The sequence below is a fragment of the Roseateles sp. P2_H4 genome (assembly GCF_056403315.1).
This window is the reverse complement of record NZ_JBFUFR010000046.1, coordinates 1-23,854: the sequence shown is the minus strand read 5'-3', so window position 1 is coordinate 23,854 and position 23,854 is coordinate 1. Positions and strand designations below refer to the sequence as shown.

The following is a 23,854-nucleotide window of genomic DNA, read 5'->3' as shown; positions in this document are numbered from 1 at the left end:
CTGAGATGGGGCAAAGTTTAGGGATGAACGCACCCCGTCAACCCCGTTACCCCCGCGATCTGATCGGTTACGGCGAAAACCCGCCCCAGGCCCAGTGGCCGGGGGGCGCCCGGGTGGCCGTGCAGTTCGTGCTGAACTACGAGGAGGGCGGCGAGAACTCGGTGCTGCACGGCGACGCCGGCAGCGAACAGTTCCTGTCGGAGATGTTCAACCCGCCCAGCTACCCGGCCCGCCACCTGAGCATGGAGGGCATCTACGAATACGGCTCGCGCGTCGGCGTGTGGCGCTTGCTGAAGGAGTTTGAGCAGCGCGCCCTGCCCCTGACCGTCTTCGGCGTCGGCATGGCGCTGGAGCGCTCGCCCGAAGTGACCCAGGCCTTTGTCGAGCTGAACCATGAGATCGCGTCGCACGGCTGGCGCTGGATCCACTACCAGACCATGGAAGAGGACACCGAGCGCGCCCACCTGGCCCAGGCCATGGCTTCGCTCAAGCGCCTGACCCTGGGCCGTGACCCGCACGGCCTGGGCTGGTACACCGGCCGCGACAGCCCCAACACCCGCCGCCTGGTGGCCGACTTCGGCGGCTTCGAGTACGACAGCGACTATTACGGCGACGACCTGCCCTTCTGGCTGCAGGTGCGCAAGACCAATGGCGAGCTGGCGCCGCATCTCGTCGTGCCCTATACGCTCGACTGCAACGACATGCGCTTCGCCCTGCCCCAGGGCTTCAGCCATGGCGAACCCTTCTTCGAATACCTGCGCGACAGCTTCGACGTGCTGTATGCCGAAGGCGCCGACAGCCCGAAGATGATGAGCATCGGCATGCACTGCCGCCTGCTCGGCCGCCCGGGGCGCATGCGCGCGCTGCAGAAGTTCCTGGACCATATCGAGGCGCATGACCGCGTCTGGGTCTGCCGCCGGTTGGATATCGCCAGACACTGGAAGACTGTTCACCCCTTCGACGCCAAGACGGCCTTTGTCTGGGAATGATGAAACTCAACGACCTCAACAACGCCAGCGCCGCGGACTTTGTCGCGCTGCTGGACGGCACCTACGAACACTCGCCCTGGATTGCCGAGCGTGCTGCGGCGGCCCGGCCCTTCAAAACCCTCGCCGCGCTGAAGGTGGCCCTGGCCCGCGTGGTGCGCGAAGCCAGCGTCAATGAGCAGCTCGGCCTGATCCGTGCCCACCCCGAGCTGGCCGGCAAGGCGGCCGTCGCCGGCGAGCTGACGGCCGAGTCGACGAACGAACAGCAGAAGGCCGGGCTGACCGCCTGCACGCCGGAGGAGTTCGCGAAGCTGCAGAAGCTCAACGCCGACTACAACACGCGCTTCGGCTTTCCCTTCATCCTGGCCGTGCGCGGGCCGCGCGGCACGGGCTTCACACGCGCCGAGATCATCGCGACCTTCGAGCGCCGCCTGCGCGCGCACCCCGACCTGGAGCGGGCCGAATGCCTGCGCCAGATCCACCGCATTGCCGAGATCCGCTTGAACGACAAGTTCGGCGTGAAACCCGAACTCGGCGAGCAGCTGTGGGACTGGGCTGCTGCGCTCGCCGCGCACAGCGAGACGGACGATTTCCTGACCTGCACCTACGCCACGCCCACGCACACCGCCGTGGGCGAGCAGTTGATGGCCTGGATGCGCGACTGCGGCTTCGACGAAGTCAGCCGCGATGCGGTCGGCAATGTCGTCGGCATCTACAACGGCACGGGTGACGACAAGCGCCTGCTGACCGGCAGCCACTACGACACCGTGCGCCGCGCCGGCCGCTTCGACGGGCGGCTGGGCATTTTTGTTCCCATGCTGGTGGTGCGCGAGCTGCACCGTCAAGGCAAGCGACTGCCCTTCGGCCTCGAGGTTGTGGGCTTCTCCGAGGAGGAGGGCCAGCGCTACCCGGCGGACTTCCTTGGCTCGAGCGCGCTGATCGGCGCTTTCCAGGCAAGCTGGCTGGACCAGACCGACGCTGCGGGCATCACGCTGCGCGATGCCATGCAGGCCGCCGGCCTGGCCGGCACGATGCAGAGCATCGACACCGCAACGCGCGACGCGTCACGCTATCTCGGCTTTGTCGAGGTCCATATCGAGCAAGGCCCGGTGCTGGACAGCCTGGACCTGCCGCTGGGCATCGTCACCAGCATCAACGGCAGCCGCCGCTACACCGGCGAGATCGTCGGCCTGGCCAGCCATGCCGGCACCACCCCCATGGGCCAGCGCCGCGATGCGGCGGCCGGTGTGGCCGAGCTGATCCTGTTCACGGAACAACGCGCCGCCGCCGTGCCCGACGTGGTCGGTACCGTCGGCATGCTGGAGGTGCCGTCGGGCTCCATCAACGTCATCCCCGGCCGCTGCCGCTTCAGCCTGGACCTGCGCGCCACCACCGACACGGCTCGCGACGCGCTGGACGCCGACGTGCGCGCCAAGCTCGACGAGATCTGCCAGCGCCGCGGCCTGAGCTTCACGCTGCAGCCGACACTGGCCGCCAACGCCGCGCCCAGCGACGCCGCCTGGCAGTCACGCTGGGAGAACGCCGTCACCGAGCTGGGCCTGCCCTTGCACCGCCTGCCCTCCGGCGCCGGCCATGACGCGATGAAGCTGCACGAGCTGCTGCCGCAGGCCATGCTGTTCGTGCGCGGCGGCAATGGCGGCATCAGCCACAACCCGCTGGAGTCGGTGACGGTGGATGACGCGGATTTGAGCGTTCAGGCCTTCGCGCGCCTGCTGGACGCCCTGGCTTGCCCATGACCGATGCGAGCTCGCCGCCGCTGGTCAGCGCCATGCGGGGCCGGCTTTGGCTGGCTGGCGGTTTGGCCGCACTCACCGCAGCGGCGTCTTGGACGCCATCACTCATGGCACGGGCCGTCGGTGTCGAGCCTGTCATCATCACGATGGCCGGCACGCTGCTCGGTTGCCTGGTCCTGCTGCTGGCGGTCGTCTCGCTTCGCTGCCCCAGTTGCGGCATGAGCCTGTGCTGGCACGCCATCTCCAAGCATTCCGTCGGCCAGTGGTTGAACTGGTTGCTCGACGTCCAAGAGTGCCCCACCTGTCACTACCGTATCGACGACGCCTCGGTCGGCTCTCGCTCCTCCTCGGATCCCTCGCCATGAACAGCATCGACACCTGGCTCGCTTCTCATTTCGACGACGAAGTCCGCTTCCTCCAAGCCCTCGTTCGCATCCCCACCGACACGCCGCCCGGCAACAACGCGCCGCACGCGGACCGCACCGCCGAGTTGTTGACCGAACTCGGCTTCGAGGTCGAGAAGCACGCCGTGCCGGCTGCCGACGTGCAGGCCGCGGGCATGCAGTCCATCACCAACCTGATCGTGCGCCACCGCTTCAGTGAAGACGGCCCGACGATTGCGCTGAACGCCCATGGCGACGTGGTGCCGCCCGGCGAAGGCTGGACGCATGGCCCCTACTCGGCCGATGTCGCCGACGGCAAGCTCTACGGCCGCGCGTCGGCTGTCAGCAAGAGCGATTTCGCCACCTACACCTTCGCACTGCTGGCCCTGAAGAATTCAGGGCTGAAGCTGAAGGGCGCCGTCGAACTGCATTTCACCTACGACGAGGAATTCGGCGGTGAGCTCGGCCCCGGCTGGCTGCTGGCGCAAGGCCTCACCAAGCCCGACTACCTGATCGCCGCCGGCTTCAGCTACCAGGTCGTCACGGCCCACAACGGCTGCCTGCAGATGGAGGTGACCCTGCACGGCCTGGCCTCGCATGCGGCCTACCCGAGCACCGGCATCGACGCGCTGCAGGCCGCAACGAAGCTGCTGACGGCGCTGTACGCCCACAACGACGTGCTGAAGATGCGCCGCTCCGAGGTGGCCGGCATCACCCATCCCTATCTGAACGTCGGCCGCATCGAGGGCGGCAGCAACACCAATGTCGTGCCCGGCAAGGTCGTCATCAAGCTGGACCGCCGCATGATTCCCGAGGAGGACCCGGCGGCCGTCGAGGCCGAGGTGCGCACACTGATCGAGAACGCGGTGGCCCAGAGCCCTGGCATCAAGCTCGACATCAAGCGCCTGCTGCTCGCCAACTCCATGAAGCCCCTGCCCGGCGCCGCACCTCTCGTCGCCGCGCTGCAGCAAGCTGGCGAGGCCGTGTTTGGCGAGCCCATCCCGACCTCGGGCACGCCGCTGTACACCGACGTGCGCCTCTACACCGCCCACGGCATCCCGGCCGCCATCTACGGCGCCGGGCCGCGCACGGTGCTGGAGAGCAATGCCAAGCGGGCTGACGAGCATCTGGTGCTCGACGATCTCAAGCGCGCCACACAGGTGGTGGCGCAGACGCTCGCGGCGCTGATGACGGTGTAGTATCTATTCAGTATCTATTCACGAACCAGCGATGAATTTCGGGCCCGACCATCACCGTGCGCTCGGTGCCTTGGCGGCGCGGGGGCCGTTGACCTCGGCCGATTTGCAGCAAATCACCCAGAGAAGTCAGGCCGGCGTGTCGCGGTTGTTGGCAGACCTGGGCGGGCAGGTGGCCCCTTTCGGGCGGGCCCGCGCCACCCGTTATGGGCTGCTGAAATCAATTCACGGATCGAGCGGCCAGCAGCCGCTCTTCCTCACGATGGCCGACGGCCGCATGGAGCGCATCGGCAACGTCACGTTGATGGCGCCCGAGGTGCTGCACGTCGGTGGCCCGGGAGCGGGCCTGAGCGCGAACGGAGAGCTGCCCTGGCTGCTTGCGCCGCTGCTCGCACAGGGGTTTCTCGGCCGGCTGCTCGCGCAGCGGCTGGCGGCACCCGGCATCGCACCCGATCCGGCCGGCTGGCGGCTGGAAACACAGCTCTTCGCCGCGCTGCATCTGCACGACGGGCCCGGCGCGCTGACGCTGGGCGAACCGGCGCACGAAGCTCCCGTCAGCCTGCCGGCCGACGCGCAAGGCGAGGCCGCGGCGTTTGACGCACTGGCGGCCGACGTCGCACGCACGCTGCCGGCGGGCTCGTCGGCAGGCGGCGAGCAGCCCAAATTCCTTGCACATGGCAGCCAGGGTGAGGCGCTGCTCGTGAAGTTCACGCCCCCGCGCGGCACACCCTTTGGCGAACGCTGGCACGACCTGCTGCATGCAGAACACCTGGCGCTGCAGGTGTTGGCCGAGCACGGCGTCCCCGTGGCCGCGAGCCGCGTGGTGTGCAGCGCCGCGCGCAGCTATTTCGTCAGCACCCGTTTTGACCGACTGGGGCCTCGCGGCCGGCGGCACGTGGTGGCTATCGGCGGCGCGCATGCCGGTTTCGTTTCGGATGCTTACTGGAGCTGGCCACGCACCGCCGAGGCACTGGCCCGGCAGCGGCGTCTGCCAGCGCTGGATACCGCGCAGATCCAGGCACTTTGGCATTTCGGCCGCCTGATCGGCAACACCGACATGCACGCCGGCAACCTGTCGCTGTGGGCCGAGGGCCAAAGCCTGGCGCAGATGCTGCGCGGCCGCTTCACGTTGGCGCCGGTGTACGACATGCTGCCGATGCGGTGGCGACCCGATGCCACGCTGGGCGGCGCACCGGACTACGCGCCCTTTGAGCCAGACGCGCTGGCGCTGGATAGCGGTGCGCGCGTGCCGGCACGGGCTTTCTGGAACGCACTCGCCCGCTCCGGCGACGTGAGTCGTGGCCTGCGTGACGTGGCCGGCGAGATGGCCGGGCGCCTCTCCTAGAATCCGCCCACGATGGCCCAGCTCCCGATCACGACCCGCACCGCCCGCCGCTCGGCGTGGTGGCTGGTGGCGGTGTTCCTGCTGGGCGTGCTTGCGCCGGGCCTCAGCGCGGCGCTGGCCCATGCGCGCGGTGATTTCTCGGCCTGGCAGGACATCTGCCGTGCGCCGACGTCCAACGCCAATGCCGCCAAGCCCAAGCCCATCGAAGCGGCGCTGGACCTGCTGGCCCACGGCCATTGCCCGGCCTGCCATTTGGGCGTCGCCGACCTCATCGAGCCTCCTGCGGCACCCGAGCTGCAGTTGCGCGACGACCTGGTGCTGGAAGCCCCGGAGCGCTTCTGGACCGCCCCCGTCACTGCCCACGCCTGGCGACCCGCCAGCGCACGCGCCCCACCCGGGCTGATCTGAGTCCTCTGTCGCCGCGGCCCGTGCAGGCCCGGCGTTTTGCCGTCGTCCGCCCCCCGGGCGATGGCCGACCCAGATCCAGCCCTTCCATGAAACCCTCCTCCCTTGCGCGCGCGGCTGCCGCCTGCGCCGCCCTGTCCGTCTGGCCCCTCGCCCAGGCCTGCGACGAATGCGACTGCGACGACGCGACGCCGTCCGCACAGACCACCGCCGCCGACACGCCCACGCCCCGCAACAAGCTCACCCTGGTGCGCGTGCAAGGCGCCGCGCCCAGTTCCCTGCCCACCAACATCCCCACCACCCGCGAGACCGTCACGCGCGAAGACATTGAGCGCAGCGTCAACGCCACCGATGCCGAGGACGCGCTGAAGTACCTGCCCAGCCTGCTGGTGCGCAAGCGCTATATCGGCGACTACAACCACGCCATCCTCTCCAGCCGTGCCTCGGGCACCGGCAACAGCGCCCGCTCGGCCGTCTATGCCGACGGCATGCTGCTGTCCAACTACCTGGGCAATGGCGTCGGTGGCCTGAGCTTCCCGCCGCGCTGGGGCCTGGTCACGCCCGAGGAGATCGAACGCGTCGACGTCATGTACGGCCCCTTCTCTGCGGCCTATCCGGGCAACTCCGCCGGTGCCGTCGTCGACTACGTGACGCGCATGCCGACGAAGTTCGAGGCCCACGCCAAGGTCGGCTACGTCGTCCAGCCCTTCGATCTTTACGGCACGAAGGCCACCTACCGCGCCTGGCAGGCCAGTGCTTCGCTGGGCGACCGTGCCGGTGATTTCAGCTGGTGGCTCAACGTCAACCACACCGACAGCGACGGCCAGCCGCTGACCTTTGCCAACCGGCTGGCCAGCACGGGCGCTGCCGTCACCAACGGCACGCCGGTCACCGGTGCCGTGCTCATGCCCAACAGCAATGGCCAGCCCTGGTATCTGCTGGGCTCGGCAACGACCTACAGCACGCGCCAGGATCATTTCAAGCTCAAGCTGGCCTATGACCTCAGCCCGACGCTGCGCGCCAGCTATGCGATGGGCGCCTGGCGCAACGACTCGGACGGCAATGCCGAGAGCTGGCTGCGCGACGCCAACGGCAAGCCGGTCTACAGCGGCGCCATCGTCATCGACGGCAAGCAGTTCGCCGCGCTGACAGGCGGCGACTTCGCCCTCACGCGCGAGCGGCTGCTGCACCTCATGCACGGTGTCTCGGTGAAAAGCCACACCGGCGGTGAATGGGACTGGGAGCTTGCCGCCAGCCTTTACGACTACCGCCAGGACGACAAGCGCCAGAACGCCGCCGGCAACCCTCAGCCCGGCGCCTGGACCGGCGGGGCCGGCACGCTGGCCGACGGCAGCGGCACCGGCTGGCACACGCTGGCGCTCAAGGGCATCTGGCGCCCGGCCGGCAGCGGTCATGTCGTGGACCTGGGCCTGCAGCAGGACAGCTACCAATTGCGCTATCTGACGTCCAGCATCGCCGGCAACTACCTCGTCGACGCGCCAGGCGCTCTCGCCGCCAATGTGCGGGGCGACACGCGCCTGCAGGCCGCCTATGCCCAGGACGCCTGGCTGATCAGCGAGGACTGGAAGGCGGTGCTGGGCCTGCGCGCCGAGTCCTGGCAGGCCCGCAACGGCCGCACGGATTTCTCGGCCACGGCTGGCCAGGACTACGCCGCCCGACGCGAGAACTTCCTGTCGCCCAAGGCCGCCCTGTCCTGGCAGGCCACGGCCGACACGGTGCTCAAGGCCTCGGTCGGCCGCGCGGTGCGCATGCCCACGGTCAGCGAGCTCTATGGCGCCACGGCGACGACGAACTCGCAGTACGTCAACGACCCCAACCTCAAGCCCGAGAAGTCCTGGACGGCCGAGCTGAGCGCGGAACAGGCCTGGGGGCCGCTGCAGTCCCGCCTGACGCTGTTCGCCGAGACGACGCGCGATTCGCTGTACTCGCAGACGCTCCTCGACCCCGTGGCCAACCGGAACATCAGCCGCGTGCAGAATATAGACCGCATCGCCACGACCGGCCTGGAGGCCACGCTGGCCGCCACCGACTGGCTCGTGAAGGGGCTCGATCTGTCGGCCAGCGCGACCTACACGGACTCCAGGATCAAGGCCAACGCCGGCTTCGTCACGACGCCGGGCGACACCCTCGGCCGTTGGCAGCCCAACATCCCGCGTTGGCGCGCCACGGCCCTGGCCGGCTACCGCTTCGACGCGCATTGGAGCGCCAGCCTCGCCGCCCGCTACAGCGGCCGCCAGTACCGCACGCTGAACAATGCCGACGTCAACGGCTTCGCCTACATGGGCGTCAGCAGCTTCGCGACGGCCGATGTGCGCCTGCTCTGGAAGATCGACCGCCAGTGGACAGCCGCCTTCGGCATCGACAACCTGAACAACGACAAGTACTGGAACTTCCACCCCTACCCGCAACGCAGCTATTCGGCTGAGCTGAAATTCGACCTATGAAGACCACCCTCACCGCTTCCCTGCTCGCCCTCACGGGTGCCGCCCAGGCCCACATCGCGCTGGACCAGCCCGAAGCCGCTGCCGGCAGCAGCTACCGCGCCGTCTTCAAGGTCGGCCATGGCTGCGAGGGCGGCGCGGCGACGAAGGAGATCGTCGTCACCCTGCCCGAAGGACTGGGCAGCGCCAAGCCCATGCCCAAACCGGGCTGGACGCTGGCGACCAAACGCCGCCCGCTGAAGACGCCCTACGACAGCCATGGCAAACCCGTCACCGACGAACTGGCCGAGGTGCGCTGGACAGCCAACGGCGAGGCCAACTACCTGCCGGACGCCTGGTACGACGAGTTCATCCTGCGCGCCTCGCTGCCCACCGAGCCGGGCGAACTGGCCTTCGCCGTGCGCCAGGTCTGCACCCAGGGCGAATGGAACTGGGCGGAGCTGCCCAGCGCCGCCAACCCCAAGCCGCGCGCACCGGCCGTACGCCTGAAGGTGACCCCGGCTCGGGCGGAAGCTCACGTCCACTGAAGCGAAAAAAAGCCGGGCTGACCCCGGCTGATCGCGGCTTTGTTCGCAGGCTGCTGCGCCGATGATTCAGCCCGTCACCAGTGCATGGCCCCCGGCAACGTTGCGGCCCCTGGCGAGGCGGACAAACGCGAACCGCCCGCGACCATGAAAGCACGAGATCCGGGCCACGCCCGCGTCACCGCCTGCCGGTGTCGCTTCAGGCAGGCCGCCTGCGCTGATGAACGCCGCAGCCCCACGCACCCATCCGGGTGTGTCCCGGGCGGCGTGAGGCGCTCTTGCGCCCCGACTGGCTACGGCCAGGCGGGGCTTTCCTTTTTGGATCAACGCATTGCGACGATGCCGCCCTCGGCGGCCGGCGCGAGCAGGAACAGGCCGGCCTCGCTGCGGTCGCCGCTGCGCACCTGCACGTCCACCAGGCAGGTCGGGCCCACGCTGGTGGCGCGCAGCAACTGTGTCTTGCGCGGCTGCGGCGAGCGGCCCAGCCTGTCGAGCAGCTCGCGGTAGACCGCCTGCCGGCCGGCCTCGCTGGCGGCACCCAGGCTGCCGTCCAGCGTGAACTGGGCCGTCAGGCCCCAGGCGTCGCTGGCATTCCAGCGGGCATCGAAATCATCCAGCCGGCGCTGCAGCGCGGCCTTGTCTTCACAGGTCGAAGCCGCCGCATGGGCTTCGGCGGGCAGGGTCAGCACACCGGCGGCTACCAGGCCCAGGGCGGTGACGAGGGCCCAGCCCAGGCCGAGCGGGGCGGAGGAATCAGAACGCTTCATGGAGGTCTCCTGAAAAAAGACGGGGGTCAGTGGGACAGCGGTGCCAAAGGTTCGGGCACCTGGTTGCGGATGGGAGGCAGGCTCTGCAGATAGGCGAACACAGCCTTGAGGTCGTCGTCCGTCATCTGGCTGTAGACGGGGATGGGCATCGGCGGCAGCACCGGCCGGCCGCGGCCGAGGTGGCGGCCGGTGCGGATGGTCTGCATGAAGTCGTTCTCGCTCCAGCGGCCCAGGCCGGTCTGCATATCCGGCGTCAGGTTGGCCGTGAAGCTGACGCCCCAGGGCCCCGAGAAGGCCGTGGCCGTCGCGGCGGTGACGACCATCCACGGGCCCGGCGGCGCGGCGACGGGTGCGGTGATGACGAGCTGCTGCGGGTGGCCCGACAGATGCCGCGCCGCGTCGGGCTCGGGGCCGTTGGCGCCCATCTTCAGCGGCGTGTGGCAGTCCGCGCAGCCGCTGGTGTTGACGAGGTAGCGGCCACGTTCGATGCGATCGGTGGCTTGCGCGCTGCCGGCCAGCAGGATGAGCAGGGGGATCAAGGCTTTCATGGGCGGTTTTCCTGGTTGAGCGGGTTGAAGTGATGGGCCAACAAAGCCAGGCCCTGGGCGTCGATCTCGCGGGTGCCCAGGGGCGGCATCTGCTGGTAGGGGTTGCGGGTGCCGGCACGGCGCATCACCTTGGCCGCATCCACGGCTACCGGCGGCTGCCCCACGTCCAGCGCCAGGCGCAGCGGCACCGGCACGCCGCCGGCGAAATGGCAGTGGCCGCAGTTGCCGTGCAGATAGCCGCGGGCGACCAGCTCGGCCGTGTCCGCGGCGACGAAATCCGGCGCCTGCTTGGCCCAGGCCGCAGGCGCGTTCTTCAGCAGGCCGGTGCGCGCCAGGGCCGGCACGGCGGGCCCGAGCTGCAGGGCGGCGAAGCCCAGCACCGGGCTGCGCGCGCCGGCATGGCAGGCAATGCAGTCGCCGACCGAAGGAATCACATAGGACCGGCCGCCGGGCAGATCCAGCACCTGGCCGCGGGCCGGCGCACGCACGGCGTCGGCGCCATTCCAGACATAGCTGGCGAACTCCCAGCGGCCGTCCTGGCCGAGCCGCAGATGGCGCGTTTCCACGGCCACGCCGTCGACGCTGAACTCCTTCCACAGCCGCGTGCCCGCCGGGAAGCGCCAGGCGTCCGGCTGGCTCGCGTCGACCTGGGCGCCGGGCGGCAGCGCGATCCAGCGCCGCTTGCTCGCGCCGTCGGACCACAGCGCAAAGCGCGGCTCGAAGCTGCGCACACCGGCCTCACCCAGGCCGGTCTGGCTGAGGCGCTCGGGCAGCTCGGCACGCGCCACCAAGGCGGCGGTGCCGAGCAGGAGAACGAGGGCGAGGGAGTGCATGGACCGGCACTGTGCCGAGCGGACCTGGCCCTGCCATCGCCACTAAGAGCCATACGGCGGGCCATCGCCATCAGCCATCGCACATGGCCCTTCGGAGCGATGGCAGGCGCGGCCCCGGCCGGAACACTGGCGGCCATCCGGTTCACCTTCGCACCGGCCTCAAGGAATCCCATGACCCCCACCGCCCCGCGCCTGGACCTGTATGCCCACATCCACAAGGCCCTGCGCCTCTTCATGAGCGACACGCTGCAGCAGCTCGGCCGCCTCGACGTCGACGACCCGCTGGACCTGGCCACCAGCCTGGCCCAGCTGGACACGCTGCTGGAGGCCGCCAGGCAGCATGTCGAGCGCGAGAACGAGTTCGTCCACCCCGCCATCGAGGCCCGCCGCGCCGGCGCCAGCGCGGCCATCGAGGTCGAGCACGACGAGCATCTGGACGCCATCGCCGGCCTGCGCGCCGAGTCGGCCGCGCTGCGCGCCATGCCCACGCCCGGCGCGGCGCAGCGCCTGTACCGCCGCTTCGCGGCCTTCGTGGCCCACAACTTCGAGCACATGGGCGTGGAGGAGAGCCGCCACAACCAGGCGCTGTGGGCGGCCTACACGGATGCGGAACTGCTGGACATCCACCACCGCATCCTCGCCAGCATCGGCCCGCGCGAGATGAGCGAGACGCTGCGCTGGATGATTCCGGCGCTGACGCCCGCCGAGCGCGCCCTGGTCGTCGGCGGCCTGCCGCCCCAGGTCCAGGGGCCGGTGCTGGCCGCCGCCCGGTCGCTGCTCAACGACACGGCCTGGGCCAAGCTGTGCCGGGCCCTGGGTCAGCCGAGCGCGCCGGGCCTCGTCGAGGCATGACGCTGGTGGTTCCACCATGCGGCCGCTTCGCCGCGTGAGTTCAGGCCCAGCTTGTCGAGGATGTTGGCCACATGCCGCTTGACGGTGTGGGGGCTCAGGTCCAGCGCGCGGGCGATGTGCTTGTTGCTGGCACCGGCGGCGATCTGGGCGATGACCTCGGCCTCGCGCTGGGACAGGCGGTCGTCCACCGGCGCTGCCGCCGTTTCGACAACAACCAGCGTGGCCGGCCGAACGGCATCCGCCCAGCCGCGCAGGCGAGCGACATCGGCTGCCTCCAGCAGATCGCCCCAGTCCTGCGCCGCCATCTGCAGCAGGCGCGGCACGGCCCACATCAGGCCGCCCGGCTCGCGCCTGGCCAGCGCTGGCGCCAGGGCCTGGGCAGCGCCGGTGCGGTCGCCGGCCTCCAGCAGGGCCGCCGCCAGGCGCACGCGGGCCTCGGCGAGCTGGCCCAGCAGGTCGCCGCTCTCGCCGTCGGCCAGGAAAGCGCGCCAGGCGGCGATGGCCTCGTCACGCCGGCCCTCCAACGCCGCGAGCTGGGCCTGCAGGCCCAGCAGCGGCCGGGGCCGGTGCGGCATGACGAGGTCGGGCAGGTCGGCGCCGATGCGCACCAGCCGCTCCAGGCCCTCGACGAGGGCCTCGCGGTTGCCGCTGGCCGCCGCCATGCGCGACATGAAGAAGCTGGCATGCCAGCCGCCCCAGGCGCCATAACCCGGCACATGCTCGGCCAGGCGCAGCCGCATCAGCGCCAGGGCCTCGTCGTGGCGACCGGCAATCAGGTCCTGCATGGCGTGCAGGGCCTGGCCATGGTTGCGCGCGATGACGATGCGGCCAAACCAGGCCGCGTCGGCCTCGGCGCGCGCCAGCAGCTGGCCGGACTCGGCCAGCCGCCCCTGCCAGAACAGATTCCAGGCCTGGGCCATGTGGGCATTGACGCCGAAGGGCAGCGGCCGGTCGCCCATCACCTGCATGGCACCGCGATACCAGCGGTCGGCCACGGGGGCCATGCCGACGCAGCTGATCTGGCGCGGCGGCGGCGAGCCGGTGTACCAGGCCTCCAGCGAGGTGGTCTGCTCCAGCTCGGACACCAGGGCGTCGAACAGCGGCGCGACGGCGTCGAAGCGGCAGCTCTCGAGCGCATGCCAGGCCCGGCCCAGCAGCGTCAGGCGCCGCAGTTCGCCACTCAGTGCAAAGGGGTCGAGGTCGCGCAGCAGCGCCTCGGCCTCGTTGAGCCGGCCCTGGGCGATCAGCAGGATGCTGCGGTGGGCGCGGGAGGCGCGCAGCCCGGCTTCATCGCCGCGCGCGTCGAACAGCGCCTCGGCGCGGCTCAGATGCCACTCGGCCTGCTGGGCCTCCCACAGCACCCACAGGGCCAGCGCCTTGACGCGGTGCAGTTCGGGGTTGGACTCGGCGAAGGCGGCGTCGAAATGGCGGGTCAGGTCCAGCAGGCCCTGGGCACCGAGCTGGTTCATCAGCAGCGCGCCGTCACCCAGCAGCAGCTCGGCGGCGCGCTCGGGGCGGCCGGCGGCCAGCAGCAAGCCCTGGCGGCGCAAGGCGTCCGTCTCCAGCACCGCGGCGCGCTCGAGTTGCTGGCGGTAGACCTCGGGCTGCTCCTGGCGCAGGCGCTGCTGCAGCATGTCGCGCAGCAGCTGGTGCAGGCGCAGCGTGTGCGGCGCCAGGTCGACGACGGTGACAAAAAGGGCCAGGCGCTCCATCTCGGCCAGCCAGCCGGCGGCGTGGGCATCCTCGCCCAGGGCCTGGCAGCGGGCGGCGTCCAGTTCGTGCAGCACGCTGGTGCGCAGCAGGAAGCCGCGCAGGCCGGGCTCCAGCCGGTCCAGCACCTCGGCGGCGAGGTAGTCGAAGGTGGCGCGGTCGATGGCGGCCGGCTGGCGCTGGCCGCCCTGGTTGATGCCCAGGGCCAGGCGCAGGCCGGCCGGCCAGCCCTGGCAGCGTTCGTAGATGCCGGCCGCGGCGGCTTCGTCCAGGCCCGCGGCCTGCACCAGTTGCCCGACCTCGGCGCGCGCCAGCACCAGTTCGGCCGGGCCGATGTCGGCCAGTTCGCCGGCGGCCCGCAGGCGGGACAGGCGCAGCTCGGGTTCGTGGCGGGCCGCCAGCACCAGGCGCCAGCGCTCGCCCATGCGCGCCAGCCAGCGGTCCAGGAACTGCAGCGAAGGCGGGTCGACAAGGTGGTGGGCGTCGTCCAGCACGATGAGGCCGCGCTCGACCTCGCAGGCCTCCAGCGCATTCAGCATCGCGTCGGCCACGGCGACGATCTCGGCACCGCCTCGCAGGGCCGCGTCGCGCAGGCCTTCGGGGGCCGTGCGCCAGGGCGGGTCATAGGGCTCGAAGGCGGCGAACAGGCAGTCCAGCAGGCGGCCGAGGTCGTCGCCTTCGTCCAGCGCCACCCAGGCCACGGCGCCGTCGGCGGGCATGTCGGCCAGGGCCTGCGTGAGCAGCGCCGTCTTGCCGTAGCCGGCCGGCGCGCAGATGAGCAGCACGCGGTGGCCGTCCAGCGCCTGCCGCACATGGGCCAGCAGGGCCGGACGCGGCAGCAGCAGGCCGGCACGGGGGCGCGGCGCACGGGTCTTGGTGTGGGCGAGGGCCATGGGCGCGCATGCTAGTGCAAGCACCCCGAATCGAGGGGGTCGCGCGGGCCTTGCCGCTAACGATTGCCTAACGGTGGCTTTCCAGACTGGCGCCCAACCTGATCGGAGACCCCACCATGAAGCTCGCCCGACTGCTGCTCCTGCCCCTGACCCTTGCCGCCAGCCTTGGCGTCCATGCCCAGCAGGGCGTGAGCCTCGCCAGCGGCTTCACCGACTTCACGACCTGGTCGCTGTACGGCAGCGCGACGGCGCAGAACATGACGCCCGGCAACGGCTTCACCTACAGCGATCTGGAGCTGACGCAGCCGGGCGCCGGCGGCCAGGGCGGCGCCGGCTTTGCGCCCCAGTCGCTCGCGCTGGACTTCAACCAGGCCTTCAGCTTCGACTTCCACTTCTTCATCCCGGTCAGCCAGGGCCTGCGCGGTGACGGCTTCACCTTCACGCTGAGCGACACGGCCGGCGTGGGCAATGCCGGCTCGGGCCTGGGCTACGAGGGCTTGAGCCCGGCCAGCGTCGCCTTCGCCATCGACACCTTCCACTTCAATGGCGAGCCGGTGTCGCCCAGCCTGCAGATCCTGTCCGGCGGTTCGGTGACGCCGCTGGGCGCCACCGAGACGGGCCTGGGCGACAGCATCCGTGACCCCGACTTCCAGTGGTATGCCTCGGTGCAGTACACGCCCTCGGGCCTGAACGACAACGCCGGCACGCTGACCGGCACCATCGACCACCTCAACCTCGGCATCTACACGGTCAGCGCCCAGGTCAGCTTCGAGGCTCTCGGCCTCGTCGGCGTGCCGGTGTTCTACGGCTTCACGGCCGCCAACGGCCTGGCCACCGACGGCCACTTCATCACCTCGGCCGTGCCCGTGCCGGAGCCGGGCAGCTGGGCCATGATCCTGGCGGGCCTGGGCTGCCTGGGGATGCTCGCACGGCGCCGCCGCGCCGACTGAATCGGGAGGCGCCGACCGCGCCTTCCTTTGTCCGAGCGAGGCCGCCATACTCCGCGCGGTGCACGCCCTCGAACAGATCCTGATCCTCTTCGTTGCGGCCGTGGTGCTGGCCGCCACCGCGCGGCGCGCCGGTGCGCCCTACCCTGTCTTCCTGGCCATCGGCGGCGCGCTGCTGGCGCTGATCCCCGGCGCGCCCAGCCTCAGCCTGCCGCCCGACCTGGTGCTGGCCTTGTTCGTCGCGCCCATCCTGGTCGATGCCGGCTACGACACCTCACTGCGCGACCTGAAAGACAACTGGGCGCCGCTGGTCGGCCTGGTGATCGTCGCGGTGGGCCTCACGACGGCCGCGGTGGCCGTCGTGGTCCACACCCTGGTGCCCGGCCTGCCCTGGGCCGCGGCCATCGCACTGGGCGCCATCGTCGCGCCGCCCGATGCCGTGGCGGCCACGGCGGTTCTGCGGCCGCTGCGTCCGCCCCAGCGCATCCTGGGCATCCTCGAAGGCGAGAGCCTGCTGAACGACGCCAGCGCGCTGCTGATCTACCGCCTCGCCGTGGGCGCGGTGGCGGCCGGCGGCTTCTCCGTGCAGGCGGTGGCGCCGACCTTTTTGCTGGCCGTGCTGGGCAGCCTGATTGCAGGCCCCGCTTTGGGCTTTCTCGCCCAGCGCCTCTTCGAACGCGTGCAGCACATCCCCACGGCCATCATCCTGCAGTTTGTCGGCACCTTCAGCGTCTGGCAGCTGGCTGAGCACGTGGGCCTGTCGGGCGTGCTGACCACCGTCTGCTTCGCGATGACGCTGGCGCGCATGGCACCCGCCCGCATCCCGGCCCGCGTCCGCATCCCTACCAATGCGGTGTGGGCGACGGTCGTGTTCGCGCTGAACATCTTCGCCTTCATCTTCATCGGCCTGCAGCTGCGCCCCATCGTGATGGGGCTGGAGGCGCCGGCGCGCGAGCAATACCTGGGCGTGGCCGCCGCCGTGCTGGCGACAGTCATCCTGGTGCGCATGGCCTGGCATATGAGCTTCAACGCCGTCGTGCGCTGGCGCGACCGCCGCCACGGTTTCAACCCGCCGCGGCCCATGCTGAGGCCCACGGTCGGCAGCGGCCTGGTGATTTCCTGGGCCGGCATGCGCGGTATCGTCACGCTGGCGGCAGCGCTGGCGCTGCCCGAGGGTTTTCCGGGCCGCGACCTGATCGTGCTGACGGCCTTCCTCGTCGTGCTGGGCACGCTGCTGATTCAGGGCCTGACGCTGAAGCTGCTGCTGCGCGCGCTGGACCTGCAAGACGGCAACCCCGTCGAGCACGAGGAGCACGCGGCCCGCCATCGCATGCTGGAAGCCGCCTTTGCGCAACTGCCGGCCGACGGCTCCGCCGCCGTGAGCCTGGTGCGCAAGAACCTGAAGATGCACCTGGGCCGGCCGCTGCACGACAGCGGCAGCGCCTTCGCCTCCTTCGGCGCCGAATACGACGACCGCTACCGCGCCGCTCTGCAGGCCGCTCGCCAGGTGCTGCTGGCCCTACGCGACGCCGGCGACATCGGCGACGACGCCTTCCACACGCTGGAGAACGACCTGGACTGGCTGGAGGTGTCGGACCCGCTCAGGGCGGCGAATGCGGATGCGACGGGGTAGGCCCGGCCCTACTTCTTTCCCTGCGGGTAGATCGTCTCGCCGCGTTTGAGCATGTCGACGAAGGCCTGAATCTTTTTCTGGCGCCCCGCCGCGGTCTTCATGTTGTGGACGCGAAAGGCGAGCGCAAAGCGGTTCTGCGCGCTGAGGCCCGTCAGCATGTTCCTGGCCTTGGGCTCGGCGTCGATGGCCGCCTGGAGATCATCGGGGATCTTCATCTCCTTGCCGCTGCCGTAGGCGCGGTCCCAGCGACCGTCCGCCTGGGCCGCCTCGACTTCCCTGAGTCCATGCTCAGTCATCCGGCCTTCCTGGATCAGCCTGGCCACATTGGCGACGTTGATCTTGCTCCACACACTCTTGCTGCGCCGTCGCGTGTAGCGCTGCAGAAAACTCTGCTCGTCCAACCCCTTGCGCAAGCCATCGATCCAGCCCCAGCAAAGCACCACGTCGATGGCTTGTTTCGGCGTCACCGATGCCAGCCCCGAATTCACCTTGTGGATCTTGATCCAGACCTCATCCGCCTTGTCGTGATGCCGGGCGAGCCAGTCGTAGAAATCCTGTTCATCGGCGAATTCGCGGACGTTCTTGGGGTCGACTGCTACTGATGCCATTGGTGGGCGCTCCCTCACTCAGACTTCTGCCAGCAACTGCTCCAGCCGCTGCTCCCGCAGCCCATAAAAGCGCTTGATCTCGGCGATCTGCGCCAGCAGCTCGGGCCGGCGCGCGGCCAGCGCCTCGGCTGCCAAACCCTGCGCCTTCACGGCCAGGATCATCTTGTTCTTGCTGGTGTGCTCCAGCGCGATGAACTCGAACACCTGGGTGCGGTAGCCCTGGCTTTCCAGCAGCAGCGCACGCAGCGAGTCGGTCACCATCTCGGCCTCCTGGCCCAGGTGGATGCCGTGCTGGAGCATGGGGCGCAGCACGGCCGGCATCGTCATCTGCGGGCGCAGCTCCTTGTGGCAGCAGGGCGAACTCATGATGACGCGGGCGCCCGACTGCAGGCCGACGTGCAGGGCATGGTCGGTCGCGATGTCGCAGGCATGCAGGGCGATCATCACGTCCAGCGGCTGCACGGCCTGGGTGCGCACGTCGCCCTGGTCGAAGCGCAGGCCGGTCAGGCCCTCGTTGTCGATGATGGCGCCACACAGCTTGACCATGTCGTCGCGCAGCTCGATGCCGGTCACGCGCGGCTGCAGGTTTTGCGACTGCAGCCAGTCGTGCACCGCAAAGGTCAGATAGCCCTTGCCCGAGCCGAAATCGGCAACCCGCACAGGGCCTGCCAGGCCGGCTTCCTCGACGGCCGAGGACAGGATCTCGACGAAGCGGTTGATCTGCTTCCACTTGCGCGCCATCGCCGGCACCAGGGCCGGCTCGCCCTTGACGAGATGGGTCAGGCCCAGGGCCGACCAGACCGGGTGGGCCATGTCCAGCGGGCGCTGCTTGGCCTTGTCATGGGCGGCCGGTGCCGGCGCTTCGGCGCCCTTGTCCGAGTCCACGCGCGTCACGCGCAGCGTCTCGCGGCCCTTGCGGCTGACGGCGAACTGCACCTCTTCGGTGGTCGTATGCAAGTGAGCGTTGCGAAAGCGCGCGCCCAGCAGCGTGGCGATCTCGGCCAGGCCCGCCTCGGGCGCGTGGTTCTTGGTGACGTCCTTGGTGCGGTGCCGCCACAGAAAGCTCAGCGCCGGCTCGCCGCGCAACTCGACCAGGCGCACGGTCAGCCGCTCGACGTCGAGGTCATCGCCCACCGGACCCGACAGCAGCAGCTTGCCGAACTGCCCACCGGCCAGGGCCAGGCGGACGAGGTGCAGAAAGCGTTCGTGGGCCGGCGCCGTGGCGGCCGGCGGAGGCGTGATGAGGGACGTGAACAGGGGCGCGGCCATAGCCGCACATTGTCACTGGGGCCGCCGGCGCTGGCTCCACAGGCCGATGAAGCCCATGCCGGCCAGCAGCAGGGCCACGCTTTGCGGCTCCGGCACGGCGGCTGTCACCTGCAACGGCTCCCAGCTCATGGACACCAGGCCCAGGCGCTCGTCGGTGACGACGCCGGGGATCATGTAAGTGGGCCAGCCCTTGCTGTCGAAGCTGAAGAAGCGCGTGCCCTCGTCGTTCTGGCTGAAGGCCGCCATATGCCAGAGCGTGCCGTTGCCCAGCTCGTATTCCAGGCCCGCACGCTCGTTGAAACCCAGGCTGAAGGCCTGCACGGCGCGGTTGCCGGACCAGTGGAGCTCGAACGCGGTCAGCTCGTAGGCATAGAGCCAGCCGTTGCCGTCGAGGTCGCTGCCGGCGAAGTGGCCGCTCAGCGCGGCGCCATCGGCGTAGCCGGTCTGGTTGAAATTGAAACTCTCGGCCTGGGCCGGTTGGGCGAACGCCGCGGCCAGACTGACGAGGGTCGAGAGGGCAAGAAAACGAGGGGTGGACATGACGGAACTCCATCGGGGGTTGAGGAGGCGTCATGCTGCCGATCAGATCGCGCTGCCGCTTCGCCCAGGAGAGCCATGCCCATGCCGCTGGTGATGGCCCGTTTGGGGCCAGGCCGATCAGGCGTCCGCCGGCGGGACGTATTTGTCCTTCAAGACCAGCCGCACAAGGTGATGCGGCACGTGCCGGATGTAGGCCTGCCCCCCACTGTTCGAGATGAAGTGGAAGTATTCGCCGCTGTCATTGACGCAGTAGCGCTCCAGCACCACGTCGGTCGTCCAGCCCTCGCGGGAGTGCCTGCGCTGCCGCTCCGTGACGACGCGCACCGAATGCCCGCAGAACGCGTAGCGCGCATCCACGCTGTCCACCCTGGAATTCTTGAACTGCGCGTGAGCGCGAGTCCGGAATCCTGCAGTCGCCCGCCTCTCAGACTTCCGTGTCGCAAGCCAGCCCCAGACCAGGCCGCCGCCGATAAAGAAGACCGCCAGCGCAATTTCCAAACGGGAATTCGTCATCGCCATCACATCCGTCGCCGCATTGTGCGGCGACCCGGACTGCGTCAGGCGTGCGTGATGTGCGCCCGCGTTTCGGCCGTGTCCAGGTGCGGCAGCGTGTTGAAGGTGACGAGGTGATGGCGCTTGGGGTTGAAGGCGAACTCGGTGACGGCCGAATTGCGGATGCGCAAGTTGAGCTCGACAAAGGTCTCGGGCGGCGTGGACAGCACCTGGGCCACGGCCGTCGCGATCGGGCCGCCGCTGGAGACGATCAGCACCTGCTTGCCCACGCCCAGGGCCAGCACGCGGGCCAGCGCATCGGCCACGCCGGCGGCGAAGTCGGCGTGCAGCGGCATGCCCACCGGCGCCGTCTCGCCCCTCATCCAGGCCAGCAGGCCCTGGCGCAGCAGGCGGAAATGGTGCTTGACGGCTTCCGGACTGGTCGGTGGCTCGATGGGCTCGGGGTGGACGGCACGCACGATGGCCTCGCTGTCGTACTCGTTGAGCCCCGGCAGCGCGACGGCGGGCAGGTCCTCGCCATAGCCCTCGACGATGCCGGCCAGCGACTGGGCATGGCGCTTCAGCGTGCCGGTGAAGACGACGTCGAAACGCTGGCCGCGTTCGCGCCAGTAGGCGCCGAGGTGGCGGCATTGCTCATGGCCCTTGGCACTGAGCTGGTCGTAGTCGGCCGCGCCAAAGCTGGCCTGACCGTGGCGGACGAGGTAGAGGCTTCCCATGACCCGCATCATGGATCGCGATGGCGCCTTCGGCTGTCGCGACAATGACGCCATGTCCCGACTCCGACAAGCCACCCGCGACGACACCGCCGAACTCTGGCGCGTGCGCTATGCCGTCACCGAAAACACCCTCACGCCGGGCCGCATTTCCGACGCCGAGCTGCATGCCTATCTCGAGGACTACGGCCGTGGCTGGGTCGTCGAGCTCGAGCCTGGCCGCATTGCCGGCTTCTCCATTGGCGACGCCCGCGACGGCCACATCTGGGCGATGTTCGTCGACCCGGCGCTGCACGGCCAGGGCTACGGCCGCCAGCTGCACGACGTGATGGTGGACTGGCTGTTTGAGCAGGGCCACAAGCGCCTGGACCTGGGCACCATGCCCGACTCACGCGCCGAGGCCTTCTACCGCCGCGCCGGCTGGACGCCGACCGACGAAGGCCTGGACGCCTACGGCGACAAACGTTTTGAACTGCACATCGAAGACTGGAAACCCCATGCTTGAAGCCCAAGTCATCGAGACCGGCCCCAACCCCGCAACCACCCTTATCGTGCTGCATGGTCTGGGCGACAGCGGCCACGGCTTCGTGCCCATCTGCGGCGAGCTGGACCTGAAGAGCCTGGGCGCCGTGCGCTTCATCCTCCCGCACGCGCCCGAGCGGCCGGTCACCATCAATGGCGGCTATGTGATGCGGGCCTGGTACGACATCCTGGGCGCCGACCTCGTCAAGCGCGAGGACGAGGCCGGGCTGCGCGAATCGCAGCGGCAGATCGCCGAACTCATCGACGGTGAGCGCCAGCGCGGCGTCGCGGCCGAGCGCATCGTGCTCATCGGCTTCTCGCAGGGCTGCGCGATGGCGCTGATGACGGCGCTGCGCTACCCCGAGCGCCTGGGCGGTGCCGTCGGCCTGTCGGGTTATCTGCCACTGGCTGGAACGACGGCCGCCGAGCGCTCGGCGGCGAACGCCGACCTGCCCATCTTCATGGCCCATGGCAGCCAGGACCCGGTCGTCGTGCCGGCCCGCGGCACGGCCAGCCGCGATGCGCTGCGCGCCCTGGGGCATGAGGTCGAATGGCATGACTACCCCATGCCGCACTCGGTCTGCATGGAAGAGATCGAGGACTTGAACGCCTGGCTGCTGAAGCAACTGGGCTGACTTCGCCGTCCTGTTCCCGACGCTGACCTCTGCAGCGCTGGGCGAAGATCGATGAGTCATGGAGCGCCTGGCCGAACAGATCGTTGACTGGCACAACCGCCACCCGCTGGCGCGGCGCATCGCCCTGGGCGATGTGCACACCGTGGGCGTGGTGGCCCTGCCCTTTGTGCGCGCCTCCGCCGAGGCGGGCGGCCTGGTCGAGCCCGTGCTGACCGACGTCGTCAGCGCCTTCGACGCGCTGCATGGCTCGCCACCGCTGTCACGTTGGGCGGCCTGGCAGCAGCGCCTGAAGCAGCTGCCGCGCCTGCTGAGCCGGCGCCCGCGCACGCAGTGGCGAGCCTTCAGCGAGAAATTCCTGCCTGGCCTGAGCCCGAACCAGGTCGAGCGCTTTGCACTGGCGCACGGCTTTGCCGAGCCGCCGGCAACCCCCGAAAGCAAGCCTTGGCGGGTCATCGTCATCGACGAGAGCCTGGCCAGCAGCCATGGCGGCTGGCCCTTCGAGCTCTATCTGATGACGGCCGGCATCGACATGGGCAGCGGCCGCACCCGCGTGCTGGCAGGCCGCGGCATCCCATCTGAAATCATCGGCCGCCGGCTGTGGGACCCGATCCGCCTGGGTGCGGTGGCGGCCGTGCTGGTGCTGCTGATCGCGGCGGGTGCCTGGACGCTGTGGCCACGCCACGCGGCTGAACCGGTCGCCGTACCCGCCACAGCGGCATCGGCGGCATCGGCGGCATCGGCGCCCGCGCCAGCAGCGCAAGCGGCATCGATGCCGGCATCCGCTGCTTCCGCCGCCGAAGCCGCTGCCAGTGATGCGGCAGCCGACGCGCCGCCGCCCGACATCCGCCCGCGCTTCGTGGAGCGCACCGATGGCATCAAGCGCCCGCCCATGCAGCGCTCGGAAAAGCCCGCGGAGACGCCGGGGGAAAAAGCTGCCGAGAAGGCTGCTACCGAGACGGCGGCGGCAGCCTCTGCAGCAGCGGCCGCCAGCAAGCCCGAACCCGCCGACCCGCGCCTGGCCCGCTTTGCCCAATCGCCAGACAAGATCGTCGTCGCCCTCGTCGGCCCGCCGGGCAGCAAGGCCGAGGCCGAAGCCCTGCTGCTGAAGATGAAGGCGGGTCTGGTGGGCATGCACGGCAATCCCGATGCGCTGCAGGCCGACGTCATCCAGACGCCCGAAGGCTGGCGCGCCACGGTCTGGCCCTTCCCGAGCCGGGAGCAGGCCCAGCTGATCAACGCGACGCTGGTGGCGCGTGGCCTCAAGACCAAGGCCGTGAACTTCTAGCGCCGGATGACGAAGGCGCGCTTGTCGCCGCTGTCGAAACCGCAGCGCTCGTAGAAGGCCCAGACGGCCGGGTCCTTGCGGCTGGTGGTCAGCACGACCTTGTAGGCGCCTGCGTCCCAGGCTCTGTCGATGGCATGGCGTATGACGGCCTGGCCGTGGCCCTGGCCGCGATGCTCGGCATGGGTGACAACGTTCTCGATGACGCCGTAGCTGCTGCCGCCACGCGTCAGGTTGGGGATGACGGCGAGGTTGCAGCTGGCGATGAGCCGTTCACCGCCAAAGAGCCCGAAATGCCGCAGCCCCGGATAGGCAAACACAGCGCGCACCGCCTCTTGCGAAGGCGGCGCATCACCGGCGTTCAGATGCTGATAGAGATCAACAAGGGCATCGACATCGCCGATGCCCAGATCGCGGATCATGGTCATCGCATTTCTGCGGGCCGAGCGCCGGGCCGCTCCCTAGCCGGCCCGCGCTGGCGATGTGCTTGCGGCTCGATGCCGCAAGCATCGCCGTCCCCTCGGGGGACCGACC

The 23,854-nt window shown here is 69.8% G+C and carries 24 protein-coding genes; 14 read left to right on the top strand and 10 right to left on the bottom strand.

The window, feature by feature from the left end; all coding sequences use genetic code 11:
• The first annotated feature begins 23 nt into the window (after positions 1–23).
• The 8 genes from puuE (at position 24) to AC1DW3_RS25955 (ending at position 9,058) form a co-directional block, all read left to right on the top strand.
• Complete coding sequence (gene puuE / locus AC1DW3_RS25990) at positions 24–989, top strand: allantoinase PuuE (protein WP_477936342.1); 966 nt, start codon at positions 24–26, stop codon at positions 987–989.
• Positions 986–2,743, top strand: coding sequence for a 2-oxo-4-hydroxy-4-carboxy-5-ureidoimidazoline decarboxylase (gene uraD, locus AC1DW3_RS25985; protein WP_477936340.1), 1,758 nt, complete (start codon positions 986–988; stop codon positions 2,741–2,743). Before puuE ends, uraD begins: the two co-directional genes overlap by 4 nt.
• Positions 2,740–3,105 (top strand): hypothetical protein, encoded by a 366-nt coding sequence (locus tag AC1DW3_RS25980; RefSeq protein ID WP_477936338.1) that lies wholly within the window; start codon positions 2,740–2,742, stop codon positions 3,103–3,105. Before uraD ends, AC1DW3_RS25980 begins: the two co-directional genes overlap by 4 nt.
• Positions 3,102–4,322 carry an ArgE/DapE family deacylase gene (locus AC1DW3_RS25975; protein WP_477936336.1) on the top strand — a complete coding sequence of 407 codons (1,221 nt, stop codon included), beginning with the start codon at positions 3,102–3,104 and terminating at the stop codon, positions 4,320–4,322. Before AC1DW3_RS25980 ends, AC1DW3_RS25975 begins: the two co-directional genes overlap by 4 nt.
• 31 nt (positions 4,323–4,353) lie before the next feature.
• On the top strand, positions 4,354–5,664 hold the full coding sequence (locus AC1DW3_RS25970) for a HipA domain-containing protein (RefSeq protein ID WP_477936334.1): 1,311 nt from the start codon (positions 4,354–4,356) through the stop codon (positions 5,662–5,664).
• 12 nt (positions 5,665–5,676) lie between these two features.
• A complete protein-coding gene (locus tag AC1DW3_RS25965) occupies positions 5,677–6,072 on the top strand; it encodes a DUF2946 family protein (RefSeq protein WP_477936332.1) in 396 nt (131 codons plus the stop codon).
• Between the two features lie 86 nt (positions 6,073–6,158).
• A complete protein-coding gene (locus tag AC1DW3_RS25960) occupies positions 6,159–8,534 on the top strand; it encodes a TonB-dependent receptor (RefSeq protein WP_477936330.1) in 2,376 nt (791 codons plus the stop codon).
• Positions 8,531–9,058, top strand: a complete 528-nt coding sequence (locus AC1DW3_RS25955) for a YcnI family copper-binding membrane protein (protein WP_477936328.1) — start codon at positions 8,531–8,533, stop codon at positions 9,056–9,058. The genes AC1DW3_RS25960 and AC1DW3_RS25955 overlap by 4 nt, the downstream gene beginning before the upstream one ends.
• 320 nt (positions 9,059–9,378) lie before the next feature.
• Here the strand turns inward: AC1DW3_RS25955 and AC1DW3_RS25950 are convergent, their stop codons facing one another.
• From AC1DW3_RS25950 to AC1DW3_RS25940, 3 genes are read right to left on the bottom strand one after another with little or no spacing between them, the layout of a single operon-like run.
• Entirely contained in the window at positions 9,379–9,822 is a 444-nt protein-coding gene (locus tag AC1DW3_RS25950; RefSeq protein ID WP_477936326.1) for a hypothetical protein, read from the bottom strand.
• Positions 9,823–9,848: 26 nt separating this feature from the next.
• Positions 9,849–10,370 carry a c-type cytochrome gene (locus AC1DW3_RS25945; RefSeq protein ID WP_477936324.1) on the bottom strand — a complete coding sequence of 174 codons (522 nt, stop codon included), beginning with the start codon at positions 10,368–10,370 and terminating at the stop codon, positions 9,849–9,851.
• Positions 10,367–11,203: an SRPBCC family protein gene (locus AC1DW3_RS25940; RefSeq protein ID WP_477936322.1), complete on the bottom strand. Its 837-nt coding sequence runs from the start codon at positions 11,201–11,203 to the stop codon at positions 10,367–10,369. The genes AC1DW3_RS25945 and AC1DW3_RS25940 overlap by 4 nt, the downstream gene beginning before the upstream one ends.
• Positions 11,204–11,374: 171 nt before the next feature.
• Between AC1DW3_RS25940 and AC1DW3_RS25935 the strand changes: the two genes are divergently transcribed.
• Positions 11,375–12,055: a hemerythrin domain-containing protein gene (locus AC1DW3_RS25935; protein WP_477936320.1), complete on the top strand. Its 681-nt coding sequence runs from the start codon at positions 11,375–11,377 to the stop codon at positions 12,053–12,055.
• On the opposite strand, the gene AC1DW3_RS25930 is transcribed toward AC1DW3_RS25935, so the two are convergent.
• A complete protein-coding gene (locus AC1DW3_RS25930) occupies positions 12,022–14,658 on the bottom strand; it encodes a winged helix-turn-helix domain-containing protein (RefSeq protein WP_477936318.1) in 2,637 nt (878 codons plus the stop codon). The two genes, AC1DW3_RS25935 and AC1DW3_RS25930, sit on opposite strands and share 34 nt — an antisense overlap.
• Positions 14,659–14,774: 116 nt before the next feature.
• Between AC1DW3_RS25930 and AC1DW3_RS25925 the strand changes: the two genes are divergently transcribed.
• Positions 14,775–15,608: a PEP-CTERM sorting domain-containing protein gene (locus tag AC1DW3_RS25925; protein ID WP_477936316.1), complete on the top strand. Its 834-nt coding sequence runs from the start codon at positions 14,775–14,777 to the stop codon at positions 15,606–15,608.
• 58 nt (positions 15,609–15,666) lie between these two features.
• Complete coding sequence (locus AC1DW3_RS25920) at positions 15,667–17,238, top strand: cation:proton antiporter (protein ID WP_477936314.1); 1,572 nt, start codon at positions 15,667–15,669, stop codon at positions 17,236–17,238.
• A gap of 8 nt (positions 17,239–17,246) precedes the next feature.
• On the opposite strand, the gene AC1DW3_RS25915 is transcribed toward AC1DW3_RS25920, so the two are convergent.
• The 5 genes from AC1DW3_RS25915 to AC1DW3_RS25895 all read right to left on the bottom strand — a co-directional run bounded on the left by AC1DW3_RS25915 (position 17,247) and on the right by AC1DW3_RS25895 (position 20,884).
• Positions 17,247–17,864 (bottom strand): YdeI/OmpD-associated family protein, encoded by a 618-nt coding sequence (locus AC1DW3_RS25915; protein WP_477936312.1) that lies wholly within the window; start codon positions 17,862–17,864, stop codon positions 17,247–17,249.
• A complete protein-coding gene (locus AC1DW3_RS25910) occupies positions 17,865–19,115 on the bottom strand; it encodes a class I SAM-dependent methyltransferase (protein ID WP_477936310.1) in 1,251 nt (416 codons plus the stop codon). It lies immediately after the preceding gene.
• Positions 19,116–19,127: 12 nt separating this feature from the next.
• Entirely contained in the window at positions 19,128–19,655 is a 528-nt protein-coding gene (locus tag AC1DW3_RS25905) for a PEP-CTERM sorting domain-containing protein (RefSeq protein ID WP_477936308.1), read from the bottom strand.
• Between the two features lie 117 nt (positions 19,656–19,772).
• Positions 19,773–20,168 carry a hypothetical protein gene (locus AC1DW3_RS25900; protein ID WP_477936306.1) on the bottom strand — a complete coding sequence of 132 codons (396 nt, stop codon included), beginning with the start codon at positions 20,166–20,168 and terminating at the stop codon, positions 19,773–19,775.
• A 44-nt stretch (positions 20,169–20,212) separates the two neighbouring features.
• On the bottom strand, positions 20,213–20,884 hold the full coding sequence (locus tag AC1DW3_RS25895; protein WP_477936304.1) for a histidine phosphatase family protein: 672 nt from the start codon (positions 20,882–20,884) through the stop codon (positions 20,213–20,215).
• Between the two features lie 52 nt (positions 20,885–20,936).
• Between AC1DW3_RS25895 and AC1DW3_RS25890 the strand changes: the two genes are divergently transcribed.
• From AC1DW3_RS25890 to AC1DW3_RS25880, 3 genes are read left to right on the top strand one after another with little or no spacing between them, the layout of a single operon-like run.
• Positions 20,937–21,386, top strand: a complete 450-nt coding sequence (locus tag AC1DW3_RS25890; protein ID WP_477936302.1) for a GNAT family N-acetyltransferase — start codon at positions 20,937–20,939, stop codon at positions 21,384–21,386.
• Positions 21,379–22,038: an alpha/beta hydrolase gene (locus AC1DW3_RS25885; protein WP_477936300.1), complete on the top strand. Its 660-nt coding sequence runs from the start codon at positions 21,379–21,381 to the stop codon at positions 22,036–22,038. Before AC1DW3_RS25890 ends, AC1DW3_RS25885 begins: the two co-directional genes overlap by 8 nt.
• A 58-nt stretch (positions 22,039–22,096) precedes the next feature.
• Complete coding sequence (locus AC1DW3_RS25880) at positions 22,097–23,323, top strand: hypothetical protein (RefSeq protein ID WP_477936298.1); 1,227 nt, start codon at positions 22,097–22,099, stop codon at positions 23,321–23,323.
• On the opposite strand, the gene AC1DW3_RS25875 is transcribed toward AC1DW3_RS25880, so the two are convergent.
• Positions 23,320–23,742, bottom strand: coding sequence for a GNAT family N-acetyltransferase (locus AC1DW3_RS25875; protein ID WP_477936296.1), 423 nt, complete (start codon positions 23,740–23,742; stop codon positions 23,320–23,322). The two genes, AC1DW3_RS25880 and AC1DW3_RS25875, sit on opposite strands and share 4 nt — an antisense overlap.
• Positions 23,743–23,854: the final 112 nt, after the last annotated feature.